At 46.0% G+C, this 16949-nt stretch carries 8 protein-coding genes; all 8 read left to right on the forward strand.

Going from position 1 to position 16949, the window contains the following annotated elements; all coding sequences use genetic code 11:
• Positions 1–22: 22 nt before the first annotated feature.
• On the forward strand, positions 23–1636 hold the full coding sequence (locus tag BLR08_RS03840) for a response regulator (protein WP_072328302.1): 1614 nt from the start codon (positions 23–25) through the stop codon (positions 1634–1636).
• Between the two features lie 37 nt (positions 1637–1673).
• Positions 1674–3419, forward strand: coding sequence for a sensor histidine kinase (locus BLR08_RS03845; protein ID WP_072328303.1), 1746 nt, complete (start codon positions 1674–1676; stop codon positions 3417–3419).
• Positions 3420–3695: 276 nt separating this feature from the next.
• The gene (locus BLR08_RS03850; protein ID WP_083536711.1) at positions 3696–4661 is read left to right on the forward strand and encodes an ABC transporter permease; all 966 of its coding nucleotides are present in this window, start codon (positions 3696–3698) and stop codon (positions 4659–4661) included.
• 35 nt (positions 4662–4696) lie between these two features.
• Positions 4697–5584, forward strand: coding sequence for a carbohydrate ABC transporter permease (locus BLR08_RS03855; RefSeq protein WP_072328304.1), 888 nt, complete (start codon positions 4697–4699; stop codon positions 5582–5584).
• Positions 5585–5654: 70 nt separating this feature from the next.
• Positions 5655–7316, forward strand: a complete 1662-nt coding sequence (locus BLR08_RS03860) for an extracellular solute-binding protein (protein ID WP_072328305.1) — start codon at positions 5655–5657, stop codon at positions 7314–7316.
• 92 nt (positions 7317–7408) lie between these two features.
• Positions 7409–8059 carry a histidine phosphatase family protein gene (locus tag BLR08_RS03865; RefSeq protein WP_072328306.1) on the forward strand — a complete coding sequence of 217 codons (651 nt, stop codon included), beginning with the start codon at positions 7409–7411 and terminating at the stop codon, positions 8057–8059.
• Between the two features lie 16 nt (positions 8060–8075).
• Complete coding sequence (locus tag BLR08_RS03870) at positions 8076–10637, forward strand: alpha-L-rhamnosidase (protein WP_072328307.1); 2562 nt, start codon at positions 8076–8078, stop codon at positions 10635–10637.
• A gap of 178 nt (positions 10638–10815) precedes the next feature.
• Complete coding sequence (locus BLR08_RS03875; protein ID WP_072328308.1) at positions 10816–16614, forward strand: InlB B-repeat-containing protein; 5799 nt, start codon at positions 10816–10818, stop codon at positions 16612–16614.
• The last annotated feature ends 335 nt before the right edge of the window (positions 16615–16949 follow it).

Genomic DNA, 16949 nt, shown 5'->3' on the forward strand with positions numbered 1-16949 from the left:
AAAAAGGAAAAGGTATATATCCATGACCAAACTGCTTATTGTTGAAGATAACGATTTTGAAAGAAATGCCTTGCAAAATTATATGGACTGGGACATATTGGGCATTCGTCAAGTGGAAACTGCCTTTAACGGTTTGGATGGATTGGAAAAAGCGAAAACACTTATGCCCGATATTATCATCAGCGATGTGAAAATGCCGGGTATGAGCGGGATTGAGATGGCCAAAAATATACTTAGTTTTTGTCCTGATGTAAAATTCATTTTTTCCAGTGGACACGAAGAGGTTAGCCTGCTTCAGGAAGCGATGGAAGTAAGGGCGCTAAGCTATCTGTTCAAGCCTTTAAAACAAGAAGAACTGATAGCCGTCATAAAAAAAACGACTTCCATTCTAGTAGATGAAAAACTCACAAATATTGAGAATAATAAGATTATCGAGCAATTTAAAAATAATCTTCACTATTTGCAATCCAAGTTCCTTGAGGAATTAATCGGATCGGGAAAAAGCTCCAATGATACCAAGTCATTGTTTGTTCAGGCAAATGATCTCAAGCTGAGAATGATTGGGATGTATAGGCTGGCTTTGATCGAGTTTGGATTTGGCGTTGATACGGATATTTTTCAAAACTCCGACCTGCTCAATGTTATCCTATACAAACTCGAAAGCATCTGCAGCAATCAAAATGTGATATTGATAAAGTACTCAGGAAATGGAATCATTGTCCTGCTTCATACCTTGGTTCGAGGGAATGAGGAAGGTGCAAGGATCATAGACGCCATTAAAACAGAAATTGAAACCTTATCCAAGGAAAATAACTATAATTATATCATCGGGGTTAGTGATGTATTTGCGAATATTGAGGAGCTAAATATCGCGTATAAACAATCCAGATTTGCAACAAGCAGAAAAATAGAGTTAGGCTATGGACATATTGTGTTTTATTCGGAGTGTAAAGAGGCTGATTCTGTTTTATTGGAAACGGAACAGAGAGATATAAAAGCTACCATTTTGCAAATGGTTGATATGGCATGTGAAGGAGAAATGGGCGAGGGGGAAATTAACAAACTGCTTTATTTAATACGTATGGACCCGAATAAAAAGATGGACAGCATCCAAAGCTTGTTTATATTTTTGTTTTCTAACTTATCCATGCAAATGGCAGGCAGGGGTGAAAACTTTGGGAAAATTGCAGAAGAGGAAATAGATATTTTTAGGAATATCATTAATTCCAAGACGATTCCGGATATTATGCTTTATACAAGTAAAATCTTAAAATCCGTTTCTTCGTATATGGGAAGGAAAAAACTGAATAAGGATGACTACATCGTCAATGAAATATTACATATTTTAAATCATGAATATCAGAAGCCTATAACCCTTACTTATCTTTCAGATAGGGTATATTTGAGTCCCAACTACCTAAGGATTGTATTCAAGCAAAAAATGAAGATAAGCATACAAGAATATTTAACGAATCTGCGAATGTGCAAGGCCAAGGAGCTGCTAACTCAAACCAGATATAAAGTGCATGAAATCGGCGAGATGGTAGGGTATGAGAACAGCACTTATTTCAATATTGTATTTAAAAACTACATTAAGATGACGCCAGGGGATTATAGAAACAGGTTTACGAAATAAATAAAAAGAGGGATGTTAGTGGGCGGTGAGATAACATATGATACGTATCAAGAGAAATCACTTTAAATTTTTTCACATCATACTTGCCTTCAACATCCTCACGGTGCTCATTTGTTCTGTTACCATCAGTTTTATCATTTACGGCAGATTAAACCAGACTCTAAATATGCAAAATGAAGAGTTTATGCACTATGCCACTTCCCAAGCTCTCAATGGCTTAGAAAGCATTATAAAAAACAGTGAGTTGACGGCCAGAAGCATTTATTCCGATAGTACAGTGACTAACCTTTTTCTTGGGAAGAGGTCCGGCGGTGTTGATTATGTTCTATTTAACCAATTTATGAACATTAATAATATATTTGAAAACTATATCACGACAAACCAGGATATCAAAAGTATTTCCATTTATAAAATGGACCCCGAGCTTATTACGGACGGTAAAAATATCAAAAGTATAGAGAGCTTTCAAAGACAAGATCTGATGAAAAGGGCAATAGATGCCCGCGGGAAGGATGTTTGGGTTACCTATGAGGAGGAGGGCGAGGGGATCAAAATCCTTTTGCTTAAATACCTCAATATTAACCTCCCGGGTGGTGTGCTAGCCATAGAAATGAATCAAGAACGATTAACTGATTTGTATAAAGTCGAGGAGGATGCCAAATACCTGTTTTATGTATTAAGTGAAGGGAATATTGTTTTCAGATCCAATCAGAAGGCTCTGATAGGGAAGGAAACACTCGACAACGTGGAAAAAAATGTTGAAAGGGATAAGGTTTATTCTAAAATCAAGCAGGGTAGCAACTTCTATTATTCCTATTATGGAAAAGTCAATCATGCATTAAATGTTGTCATCCTCTACGACGCCTACGAGTTAGAGAAGGAAAAGCGATCCATTGCCAAGTATGTCATGATGTGTACATGCTTTTTTGTGCTGATTGGCGTTTTGCTGGCCATACTGTTTTCTACGAGATTTGCTCATAACATAGAAAAACTAGTGAATAAAATGAAATCAATTGAAAAAGGCAATTTGAAAATATCTCCAGATAAAAGCAGCATTCTTGAAATTTCTGCTCTTGATAAAACATTATGCAAAATGGCGCGAACGATAGAAGAACTTACGGAAGATATCGCCAGGACAGAACGACAGAAGGTGGAAAGTGAATTCAAGTATTTGCAGAAGCAGATGAATCCCCACTTCCTATATAATCTCCTTTCGGCAGTGAGATGGATTGCATTCCATAAAAATGAAAATAAAATTGTCACGATCATCGATCTATTAAGTGATTTTTATAGAATCGTTCTCAGCCAAGGGAGAGACATCATACCGATTAAATCTGAAATCAAACTGATTGAAAAATATGTCGCACTCCAAAATTTATGTCACAGTGATCAGATCAAACTGAACGTATATGTAGGTAAAGAATATGAAGACCTGCTAATTAGTAAAATGACCATACAGCCCTTTGTCGAGAATAGTATTATTCATGGAAGAGTGCACGGGAAAATTATCAATATCGATGTGGTTATTCACAAAAAAGGAAATTGCGTTATTATTCTGATCAAGGATAACGGTATGGGGGTAAAGGATAGCTTTATCGAGTACATTAAGAGTCTGAATAGGGGAGAAATTTCAGACTACAAGGTGGGTTATGGCGTTACGAACACGTTCATGCGCCTCAAATTATTCTACAGCAATGCCAGTATACATGTGTACCATGGAAACCCGGGAACGATTGTAGAAATATCATTTTCAGTTGAAAACAAACTGGAGTTAAATGCTTAACCCACATTTATCACCAGCAGGGTATTCTTGCGGGCTTCGACAATCCCCAGGAATACCCTATTTCTTTGCTGCGTGCGCGGGCTTCGGCTTGAATTTTGTTATTCATTTAAAATGTTTGTATTTATTTATTGCTTACATAAAAAATGATGCGGTTAGCTGTATCATTCAATGAATACTTAAATTGAAAATAAAGGTATGCGCCTTCATAATTAAAGCTGTCAGTGAATGACGACAAGTTACATAGATCTGAATTCAATTGGATAGGGGAGGAATTCGTTGAGATTGTCAAGTATTTCTGGTTTTAAGCAGAGTATGAAGGTCGCATCTAAAAAAAATAGCCTAATAAAAAAAATAAGAAGACAGAAAGTACATCTTCTCTTATTGATCCCCTTTATCGCTTTTATCATTATTTTTAAATATGTTCCGATGTATGGAGCGCTGCTTGCCTTCAGGGAATTTTCCTTCAGAACCCCATTTGGAGGGAAATGGGTTGGGTTCAAGTATTTTGAGTCCTTTTTTACTAGTCCTGATTTTTTTGTTGTCATGCGCAACACAATCGTAATCAGTTCGATGAATCTCGTTTTTTCAACCATTGCGGCCATTACGTTCGCCATATTGATTTGCGAAGTTAGAAATGCCGTATATAAAAAATGGATACAAACAGTTTCTTATCTGCCACACTTTATTTCATGGGTGGTGGTAGCGGGAATGGCTATGACGATATTCTCCATTGATGAACTTGCACCAGTCAATTCCTTTTTAATTCATATGAAATTATTTGACGAACCGATTAACTTTCTCGGAGAAGAAAAACATTTCTGGCCGCTGATTACAGGACTCAATGTATGGAAAAATGTTGGATGGAATTCGATTATATATATAGCTGCTATAACATCAATTGATAAGCAGATATATGAATCTGCCATGATGGATGGAGCAAGTAAATTTAGACAAATATTCAGTATTACGCTTCCTACTATTATGCCTACCATCATCCTTCTTTTTACCTTTGGTGTTGGTTATATATTGAACGCAGGATTAGACCAGCAGCTTTTTCTTCAAAACCCTATGAATATAAGGCATTCAGAAGTTTTGGACACCTACGTATTGAAATATGGCTTGCAGCAGGCCGCTTACTCCTATGGAGCCGCCGTGGGTTTGTTTAAAAGTGTTGCCGGACTAGCGCTGTTAGTACTGTGTAATTACTTATGCCGGAAGTTCCTGAAAATGGGTATATTTTAGTGAAATAATCTCAATATCGATAATGGGGGAGTCAGATGAGAGTAACACCGGGAGAACGGTTGTTTTATCTTCTCAATCATGTTTTTCTGCTGTTCATTGGTTTTCTGGCAGCCTTTCCTTTCTGGAATATTTTTGTTGTGTCCTTTAATGAGGGAAGAGATGCCATGCAAGGCAGCATATATTTTTGGCCTAGAAAATTTTCATTGGAAGCTTATATCGCCATATTCAATGAAAGCAGCTTAATGCATGCGACCTATATCAGCATAGCGAGAACTGTATCAGGAACACTCCTTGGACTTATAGGTTCGGCGATTCTTGCTTATCTATTATCCAACCGGGAGCTGGTATTTAGAAGAGGTATACTTTTTTTCTTCATCTTTACCATGTATTTTTCAGGGGGATTGATCCCCGAATTCATGCTCATAAAAAATCTGCACTTATATAATAATTTTCTTGTTTATATTATACCTGGTGCAATCAGTGTTTGGAACGTAATGGTCATGAGACAGTTTTTTGAAGAGCTCCCTCCTTCCTTAGCTGAATCCGCTAGAATCGATGGGGCGTCTGAGTTAAGTACGTTGAAGAATATCATACTTCCCATGTCGACCCCCGTGTTGGCAACAATTGCCTTAATGATTGGAGTTGCGCAGTGGACCACTTGGTTCGATACGTATATGTTTACTTCAGGCTCGAAGGACCTGGCAACTCTTCAAGGGGTTCTTGTAAATATACTGATGGAGACACAGATTCAGTCAACGGACCCCATGCAAGCGGCCAGGCTGGAACAAGCAGGTTCGATCCTCACTCCTGAAATCATTAAGATGGCCACCATCACGATCACTACGGTTCCTATTATCATGATTTATCCATTTCTACAAAAATATTTTGTTGGCGGGCTTACCGTAGGCGCAGTGAAGGAATGATAAAGTTTCGGGTTAGCGGATAAGTCTAACGGAAACTATTCATAACTAATAACAAGGAAGTGACAGAGGAATGAAAAAAAATGTAAGCTCTATCATGGTTGCAGCTATGTGTTTAACTGTTTTTAGCGCATGTAGTTCAAACACGGCAAGCAACGTCCCTGAACCTGCTATTAGCAACCAGACGAGTGAAGTTAAAGAACCTCCGATCGTATTGTCAATTGTTAATTCTGCCGGCGGCACACCTAATTTTCCTACAGGAGATCCGTTCTGGGAGGGGAACCCTGTTGCCAAGGAGCTGGAGCAAAAACTTAATATTAAACTTAAATGGGATGTATATTCAGGGAATGGAAGAGATAAATTGAATGTCGTTCTGGCCAGCGGTGAGTATCCCGATTTAATTATGCTGTCCGATCCGACTAAAGTAATAGCGGATAAAATAGCTATTCCCCTTAATGATTTGATCGATAAGTATGGTCCTGATCTGAAAAAGAAATACGGCTCGGCGCTTAATATGCTCAAACAAAGTGACGGTAAGATTTATCACTTAACCAACACCTATTTACCAGATGGGGCTACTCCTCCCGGATACGGCTATAGCCTACAGGTGAGAACCGATATATACGAAGCGCTTGGTTCTCCGAAGCTGGAAACGGCCGATGACGTTTACAATTACTTAAAGAGCGTAAAGGAAAAATATCCAAAAACTCCTGAAGGACAAACGATGTATCCTCTGAGCGGCTTCAACCGTAACTGGGGATCACCGTACTATGGCATGCTCGCTATGGCGGGATCGCCGGCAGATTCCAAACTCTATATTGGGGCGGATGATGCCGTGAAATTCTGGCCAAAGGCACCTTGGGCGCTGGATGTCCTTAAATTTTACAATAAACTATTTCGCGAAGGATTAATTGATCCCGAAGCATTTACACAAGATTATGCTACATGGCAGAAATCCAAGCTTTATACGGCAAGGGTTGCAGCACACATAGGCGGCTGGAACCAAACCTTTGATGTGTTGAAATCCTACACGGATGCCAAGCTGCCAAACGCAGAGAACATGTACTTCCAAAACGTAGTATTCAAGTTCCCCACCGGCGATAAACCAGCCGTATTATCGGTAAGCAAAAAAGGTACAGGGGCGCTTGTCATTACCGACAAAGCTAAAAATCCGGAAGCTGCAATGAAACTGCTTAATTACTTGACTACGGAAGAGGGCAACTTCCTGGCCATGAATGGACCCAAAGGGATTCAATGGGACATGGTTGACGGTAAGCCGACTCTTAAAAAGTCTTATCTTGACAGATGGCTTGCCGGAGAAAAACAGGCAAATATTGAAAAAGAAACCGGTATGAGTCATTATTCCAGACTCGTCGGATCAGATCTAGGTAAAACCAGCTGGGGGACTTATTGGATTTTGAAGGATGATCCTGTTGCAACCAACAATATCCGGGCGCAGCAAAGGGATAAGGCACTAAGTCCATACTGGTACGACTCCACCACCATCGGCGATTTGATGGCTGGAGCCGATACGGAAATACTGGCTAAACAGCAGGCCGTTGATAAGAGGCTGTACGACAATGCATTCCCAGTCATTTTGGCAAAATCAGAGGCGGAGGTAGAAGCAGAGTTTGCGAAATTTGTAAAGGATCTTGATGCTGCTGGCGCTGCACAGGTTGAAGCGTACATGACAAAGATGCATAAACAATACATGCAACAGTTAGCGGGGAAATAAAAAATCGGAAATGGCCCGCTGGCAAACAAATGGCAATGGGTGGAGAAGTAGACTTCATTCATTGCCTTTATTACGAATGAAGGAGCGAAAATGTGAGACTGACTTTTATAAGGCATGGACAATTAGCGGGGGATCCCTTCATTTGTCCCGAGCGTCCAGTCAAAGGGTGCTTGTCAGAAATGGGAATCCGGCAGGCTGAGGCAACAGGAGAAGCTTTAAAAGATGAAAAATATGACTTTGCGTTTTCATCTCCCTACGGTAGGGCGTTACAAACCGCGGAAGTCGTTCTGGCTGGAAGGAACATGGATATAAAAATATTACCGTTTATCTATGAGTGGATGCCAAATCGAGATTTAGAAAATCTGCCTCAGACTGCGTTTGAGGAGATACAACGGCAATCTCAGGATGCATACGCCGAGGAAACCTGGAAAACGGAACTGGGCGAGGGGTATTACGACATGTGCGCAAGGATTATTCCTCCCTTTTTAAAAGAATTGATGAAGCTAGGAATACATAGCCGTATGGGCGGGTTTGTTCCTGAAAATCATGCAAAAGATCTTTCTATTGTGGTTTTTGCTCATGGAGGTTCTCTTGGTGTATTGCTGAACTTTTTACTCGGAGTCAGGCCATTTCCTGTAGGCAGCTTTTCTTTTGAGCATACGGGGGTAGCTGTCATTGATTTCGTGGAACGTAAAAGTATTTTTTACCCTATATTGAAGATCCCAGCCCTGTGCTATGGATGAAATGAGGTAGAAGAATATGGACCCTATTAAAACTTCCGAATGTAGAGGGAAGCTGACAAGGCTTAGATGCGAGTATCTGAAAACACCACTTGGAATTGATAAACCTCAGCCCAAATTGAGCTGGGAAATGAAGAGTACCGGCGCTGATTTTGTACAAAACGCATATAGAATCATCGTATCTTCCCATAAATCCAATATTGACAATCATATAGGCGATATGTGGGATAGTCACAAGGTTGTCTCTAATCTTCAAAATGCCGTTATCTACAACGGCTGTGATCTTGCCTCAAAAAGCCGATATTGGTGGAAAGTAAAAATATGGGACCATGATGGAAATGAGTCTCCATGGAGTGAGGAAACTTACTTTGAAACCGGAATGTTCAAACACGAAGACTGGCAATGCCGATGGTTTAATTGTGAGTATCCGAATAGTCCTACCGCCATCTATTATGAGCGCAGGGAATTTATAACGAAAGGCGATACTGGTATATCGTCGGCAAGAGCCTACATCGGTGCTACCGGCAGCAAAGCGAATTCTTATGAATTACGCATGAACGGTGTCAGAGTGGGGGAAGATCTGATCAGCCCAGGACAGACGCATTTCAAACGGGGAATGTATCGAACGTTTGATGTTACGGATGTAATAAAATCGGGACCCAATGCTATTGGCATTATGCATGCAAGAAAGGTGATCTTTCACCTCGATATTCGGTATGCCGACGGTACATCCGAAATTATTACCAGCGACCCATCATGGAAGAGGCTTAAAAAGGGTCCTTATTTAGCTCTGCGTTATGCAGGAGGCAGTATCTCCGAGGGCAAGGGCGAAACGTATGATGCAAGACTCGAACCTGATGGCTGGGATATGCCCGGTTATGATGACTCTTTATGGGGAAGACCGATTTCTGAAAACGGCCCTTTGTTGCTGACTGCTCAGATACAGCCAATAAAGTGTATGGAGGAAATAAAACCTGTCTCCATCTCCAAATTTCCAGGGGATACTTATGTTGTTGATTTTGGCCAAAACATGTTTGGGACCTTATCTTTGGCCGTTGAAGGTACAGCGGGGACTAAAGTCACTTTGCGGTATGCAGAATGCATGAACTCAGATGGAACAATAAATTCAGACAGTATTGAAGCCGGATGGCTTGCCGAATCGCAGCCTCAATTTGATGAGTACATTCTTAAAGGTATAGGGGAAGAAACCTATCAGCCCAAATTTTCGTGCCACGGCTTCAGGTATGTAGAAGTTTCCGGCTATCCGGGCAAACTTACAGCCGATCAGATTACCGCGAAGGTTGTGCACAACGATATATTGAACGGTTCGGAATTTAGCTGTTCCAATGATTTGTTTACCAAACTGCAGCACAGCGCGATGTGGTCGTTTCGATCCAATCTAGTGTCTGTCCCCATGGATTGCCCTTCCAGAGAAAGGCAAGGATGGCTTGGAGATGCACATTGCCATTCAGAAGCAGATTGCATTAATTTCGATATGGCCGCTTTCTTTGATAAATGGTTTGACGATATTTCCGATTGCCAATTGGAGAACGGCATGGTGCCTCTTATATGCCCGAGTGAAGGCCACGAGTATTCTTTTGACATGCCCTGGGTTTCCGCGGTTATTTTTATTCCTTGGGACTACTACATGGCGTATGGAGACAGGTCCTTTATAGGAAAGCATTACCCGTTGATGGAAAAATGCCTGAATTCCTTCAGGCATCATCTGGACAGCAGCTATTTGCTGCAAAACAGCCTCATGTTCGGAGATTGGTTTGGAAGCGCGAAAGACATCTCCAAACCATTTCTTGCTACGGCCTACTACTACAGATGTCTGGTGTTATTAGCTAGAATGTCCGAACAATTGGGATATATAGACAAAACGGCTACATATTCAGAACTGGCGAGCAAAGTAAAAGATGGTATTAATGCAGCTTTTCTGAACGAAGGCGAGTATTACGATACAAATTCGCAAACAGCCAATGCACTTGCTCTTTATCTCGAATTTGTCCCAGAGGCCTCTAAAGCTGCTGTGTTAGGCAGATTAGTGGAGGATATCCTTTCTAAAAAGACCATGACGGTAGGCTGTCTTGGCGCAGAGGCAATCTTGTCAGCGCTTGCAGAAAACGGCAGGAATGATATCGCCTATTACCTCGCAAACAATACGAATAAAGGATGCTGGGGGTATTGGATCAAGGAATATGCCTCAACAACGGCGCTTGAGAGCTTTTCCGATAATAGGTCTTCCAATAACCATGCCTTCCTTATAGGAGGACTCAGCTCCTGGTTTTATAAGCACGTTGCCGGTATTTCCCCCTTAAAACCAGGGTACGAGGAAATAAAGATAAAACCATTTATACCGGATGATATGAGTAGTGCAAGTGCACAAATACAAACTGTAAGAGGGATGGTGAAATCGAGCTGGCAAAAAAACGGCACAGAGCTCGTATTACATGTCGTCATTCCCCCAAATGCAACTGCGAAAGTCTATGTTCCATCTGTTGACTTGGGGAATTATGATATCTATTCTGTAGGTTCCGGAAATCACAGTTTTACAGGGAAAAGCCAAATACGAAGCTGAAAAGGGATGGGATACAGCAGATGTGAAGTTAATTTAGAAAGGAGGTGAGTTCCTGAGGTAAGAATAGATTCCGTGACCGACTAACCGAGCGCGCCATAGTTTTCGGAACAGTCAAATATTCTTACGTTATGTCAACAATTCGTACACACTCTTAAAAATTAGGAGGAGGAAACTCAGGATGTTGACCCATAATGCACGGAAGATCTTTGCTTTCCTTGTCGCCGTTATCGGATTTTGTTTGATTTTTTCCGTCACTCCGGTTAGCACCGCTTTCGCCTTGAAGGAACGTGCGCCGATTGCGCCGGAAGCGAAGGAGTCCTATGCCGGGGTAATTAATGCAGAATGGATGGAGTTCTGCTTAGTGGATACGCCGTATTCCGATGAGAACGTAACGGACACTGACAATTATACGATTACGAGCACGGACGATCCGGATTTCTCCGGGGGCGTCACGCCGATCTTGGTTCATTACCGCTATTTCCCCGAGCAGGCCCCGTACAATCCGTCCCATAAGGAGAATAAGGGTAAGATTCAAGTCTTCTATCGGGCGTTTCTCAAATTGCCTTCCTCCGTAAAGTTCAAGGAGGGCAAAACCTATTCCATTGCTATTAAACCCGCGGTTGCTCAGGCAGGACCATTTTCCTTCAAGTTTGACCTGACCAAACCGAATCTGGTCATCCACTCGAACCAGGTCGGCTATCTGTCGGAAGGGAAGAAGATCGCCTATCTGTCTCTTTGGACCGGTCAAGGAAGCGTCGAGTTCGGCGCTTATAAGACGTTTTATGTACGGGATCAAACCGGAAAAAGAGTTTACACCGGACCGGTCACTGCCCCGGATCCTTTCGTCATTGAACGGTGGAGCAAAAGCTACATCTATACGCTGGACTTCAGCGCTCTGCAGGCGGAAGGAACCTATGAGCTGTATATCCCGGGCGTCGGCGTTTCGTATCCCTTCAGGATCAGCAGCCGGATTTACAAGGACGACATCGCCTATACCATTACGCGTGCCTTATTCCATCAGCGCGACGGCGAGCATGGACTGGATAACCCTGAATATACCCACTGGAACCGTCCGCCTGCGCATTTGGACGATGCGATCGACCAGGCGCTTTATCTCGCGAACAACAAGGATGCAACGAAGGCTAAAGTGGACCTGACCGGCGGGCACATGGATGCGGGAGACCGGGGTAAGTACCCGTACAACTCTGCATACGTCGGCATCGATATGCTGATGGGCGCCCAATATTATCCGCAGCAGGTCGAAGCGCTGGGCGAGTCGCTGGAAATTCCGGAATCGAAAAACGGCGCGCCCGATTTTCTGGATGAGCTCGTTTACGAGCTCGACTGGCTGTATAAAGCGATCACGAAAACCTCGACGAACGGCATGCTGGCGAATTACCTTCGGCCGCAGGGCGGCAATCCTAACGAGGGGACGTACGAAGCCGGCCAGCCGCTGACAGGCGCTACAAACCGGATGTTCTATAACGCCACGCAGGGACCGAACAGGGCCGAGACGTTATTTGCAGCGGGCGTCATGGCGCAAGCTTACAATACGCCGCTTATGCAAAAGTATTATCCGGATAAGGTCAAGGACTATCTGGAGGCTGGCAAAAAAGCCTTCAACGGATTCATCCAGTATGGAGACAATAAGGAGCATGGAACCTATTACGACCAGACCCCGAATGGAACGATAAAAACCTGGTCGAATGAAGTGGTCCTGGCTGCCAGCGCGCTGATGGTCGCGACTGGTGACGTCGAGAAATACATGCCCTATCTCAACAACCACATGCCAAGCATGGATGATCCAACCTATAAGAGCATCAAGCTTTGGACGTGGGTGCTGGACCGGTCTTGGCTCGGCGCCTTCGTATCGATGTACGAGAACCCGTATCTCACTCAGGAACAGAGAAATTGGGCTTATGCCGGCATTATTAATTTCGCGGAGTCGGAATTGAAAAACGAGTCGCCGTTCGGCGCTTCCACGCAGGATGACGGCTTCAAAACGGATCAGATCGGCTGGCGATTCACCAGCTCGAACCTAATGCCCGTCTTGGTCGGATATGCCGTCACCGGTGAAGCCAAATACCTGGAGCGGATACAGCGGACATGGGACTATACGCTGGGCGGCAATGCGGTCAGCCGGTCGTTCATTACGGGGCTCGGCGATCCGCAGCGGGAGCCGCGCTGGTTCGTTCACGAGATTAACCAGTACCAATGGGTTCAGCATAAGCAGGCGGAGGCGCAAAACATGAAGGGCGGCTGGGTGGAACCGCCACCAGGCTATCCGAACTCGGATCTGCAGAGTACGCCATATCCGTACTGGTTCGACGATGCGCATAATACGGTGGCGAAGACGAAGAGCTTTCCGATTTACAAGGATCATGCCATTATGTACCGGTATACGGATTCGTGGAATGTGGTCAACGAGTTTTCCGTCAACATTTTGTCGGCGAACGCGACATCTATGCTTCCGTTGATTCCGCTGAATACCCACATCCTTACCGTGAACGCCGGCGGCGGAGAGGTGCTTCCCGCAGGCGGCAGCTACGCAGAGGGTATGGAGCTGACGCTTACGGCGAAGGCGAAAGCCGGGCTCAAGTTCTCTCATTGGAGCGGAAGCGTAACGGGCACGAATAGTACGGTTACGCTCACGATGGACGGGGCAAAAAACGTTGAAGCTCATTACGACGAGGTTCCCGTTAAAACGCTCAAGGTGAGTGTGGTTAACGGAACCGTCACGCAGGAGAATGCAGACGGAAACTACAGCCAGGACGATATCGTCACGCTAACCGCGGAGCCGGCATATGGCTATAAATTCCTGGAATGGTCCGGGGCGGCGACGGGAACGAATCCGACCGTAGACATCGTGATGGACGACAACAAATTCATCACCGCCCACTTCGTGCGGCTGCCCGAGTATACGCTTTCGGCCGGCGTCTCAGATACGCTGAAGGGGACGATCAAGATCAACCCGATCAAAGCGACTTACCTGGAAGGGGAAGAAGTCATCCTTACGGCCGTCAAGAAATTCGGGTACCGGTTTAGCGGCTGGACCGGCTTTGACGGCACCGACAATCCCGCTATCGTCCAGATGAACGGCAACAAAAAGATTACGGCCAACTTCGCGGCTGTGCCGACCTATACAATTGCCTTCACGTCATCGGAAGGCGGCAAAGTCACGTCCGTCATTAATAAACCGGAGAATATGCAGGACGGAAAATACGAAGAAGGGACTATTGTGACACTTACGGCAGCAGCCAAACCAGGCTATCTGTTCACCGGCTGGAGCGGCGATATCGTCGGCAGTGCGAACCCGCTCAAAATCACGGTCGACGGCAGCAAATCGGTCACGGCCAACTTCAAGCCGGCATACGGGCTGATGAGCGTGGATGTCACGCCTGTCGCCGGACAGCCGGGCAGCACGACGGTAACGGGTGACGTCTATACGCTGACCAGCCACGGCACAAAATTCGGCGTTGCGCCCGACAGCTTCCGGTATCTGCTGCGTGCGGGGCAGAAAGGCGACACGGTCTTCACCGCCAGACTGGACTCCTTCACCACCGATAATCCGACTGGAGCCGTAGCCGGCATCCAGATGCGCTCGAGTTTGGCGGACGATGCCTATTACGCCGCGATTCTGGTGAAGAACGGCAAACTCATCGTCCAGATGAGAAAAGGCGGTCCGTGGTTCGATGTGCTGCCGAAACCGCCGTTTGTTCACATCGATGCGGAGCTGCCGATCTGGCTGCAAATCAAGCGAACCCTAAACCGGGACGTAGAGCTGAGCTGGTCGAATGATGGCGTAAACTGGAACAGCTATTACAAGGACACTATCTGGGGGTGGGACGGGGCCAATACCGAGCTGACGATGGGCCTGTTTGTTTCCGCCGGCGAGAACAATACGGAAACCATAAAGACGGCGGCCGCCCAGTTCAGCGAGGTCAACTGGCCGGGCATGCATTACCTTACGGTGAATGCCGGCCAGGGGGGATCGGTGGAAGGCGAATCCGGTCTATATAACGCAGATTCGGAGATCAGGCTGAGAGCGGTGCCGAATGACGGGTATGCCTTTACCGGCTGGGAACAGGATCTGACGGGAAAGGCGAACCCTAATGTTGTGAAGATGGATGGAAATAAGACTGTTAAGGCCACCTTCAGCAAGATGCCTGATATCTGTGAGCTGACCGTGGAGAACGTCACAGGAGGCACCATCGTGCTCGACCCCCCCGGCGGCAAATACGCGCCAAATACGGTGGTCAAGGTGAGGGCGATACCCGACAAAGGGTACAGCTTTGTCTCCTGGGGAGGGGATCTGATCGGTACGGCAGATTCCATCGATCTACTGATGGACGGACATAAAACGATCTCGGCGAAGTTCGTACCGTACAAGAACGCCGATATTCTGACCACCCATCCGGGCAGCACGGCCGAAGACGACAGCGGGATCACGGTCCGTGCATCCGGAAGCGCCCTGTGGGGAGAAAACGACAGCTTCCGTTACACCTACAAAGACAACCTGAGCGGCGATGCCGTTATGGTCGCCAAGGTGACCGAGTTTAACGGAACGGCTAGCAATGCGCGGGCAGGTATTATGATCCGGCAGATAACCGACTTGCCGAACGACTACCAAGGCATCTTCATCACCAATGAGAAGAAAATACGCAGTCAGTTCCGCATCAACAACAAGTGGACGGTCGTCGAGTACCCGGCTAACGGGCAGGTTGCCGACGCCTTGGATCTTCCGGTATGGCTGAAGGTGGAGAAGATCGGCACGCGGCTGACCACGTACTCCTCGGCGGATGGCGAGAACTGGGTCCAGAGGGGCTCCCAGACGATCGCATCCATCCAGGGTTCGTATACGGCGGGGCTGGCCGTGACCGCAGGTCAAGACGGGAAGTTCGTCACGGCCAAGTTCGGTCATGTGGAGTGGCCGGCTGTGCCTACGTTTGCCTTACAGACCGAAGCCGTTAACGGAATGATCTCGGTCAGCCCGTCGGGTGCTGTACATCCGGCAGGCACCGAGGCGACGGTGACCGCAAGCGCGTATACCGACTACGTCTTCACCGGCTGGAGCGGCGACCTGAGCGGCTTGACCAATCCGGCCACGATTACGATGAATGCCGACAAGCTCATCAAGGCTAATTTCAGGAAGCAAACGGACAAATACACGCTCACCGCCACAGCAGAGCATGGCGTTATTACACGGAGCCCTGAGCAGGAATCCTACAGCCCGGGGTCGCAAGTCATCCTGACCGTTACGCCAAATGAACGCTACGTCTTCTTGGGCTGGAGCGGCGATGTCGTCAGCACCTCGAACCCTCTTACCGTCATCATGGATGGGAACAAAACGCTTACCGCAAACTTTGCTTTTGTGCTAAAGCCCGGGGACTATGAAAATGCGGATGTCGGAGGAGCAGCCAACGGCGCTACGGTTCATGAAGGAGCCTCCATGAAGGTAACGGGCTCCGGAACGAACGTCTGGGGCATGACCGACAAGTTCAGGTATGTTTACCAGCATGTAAAAACCGGCGATGCTGCGATCGTCGCCAGAGTCGACGGGATGACCTACTCGGGCAGCGCGCCGCATTCGGACATCAAGGTCGGCCTCATGCTCCGTCAAAGCGAGGCGGCAGATAGCGCCCATCAAGGCATATTCGTGAGCGGCAGAGGCGAGCTCGTAAGCATCAAGCGCGATTTTGCCGGAGCGTGGTCGCAGATCATTCCATCCGATGCACCTCTCGTGAAGGTTTCAGGGCCTATCTGGCTGAAGATCGAGAAGACGGGGGATGTCGTGAAGACTTACTCATCCATCGACGGCGCGGAATGGATCGAGCGAAGCGCGCACACCCTAGCCCTCGCTAGTCCTTATACGATGGGGTTGGTCGTTTCCGCGGGTATGGATGGCCAGTTCGTCGAGGGAACCTTCAGCAACATCATGTGGCCGGTGCTCCCAGCGGCTGACGATCAGCCGGAATGACCCGCTGGGAGGGGGCGGAAAATCGTACAAAACGCCCCCTACTGGCGATCAAAGTGTGAAATCTATGCGAAAAATCGTACAAAACGCTCAAGCCTTGCGGTAAAAATTAGGGGACTAGTCCGGTACGTCCGTTACTACTGAGGTCCCCTAGTGAACGGAAGACCCCAGTTGTAGCAAATATCCTGTCATTCTTTAAATGAGGCTGACCGCTGCATAGGGACAGCCTCTTCTTTTTATTGCGTCCGGCCCTAGAAGCAAGGAGGCAGAACATTTATGAGCTTTCCAGTGAAGGATGAACTTTCACTATTTATCGGAAATGTTTGTTTCTATCTTTG

The organism is Paenibacillus sp. cl123, assembly GCF_900101595.1.
In the GTDB taxonomy this organism is placed as follows: domain Bacteria; phylum Bacillota; class Bacilli; order Paenibacillales; family NBRC-103111; genus Paenibacillus_G.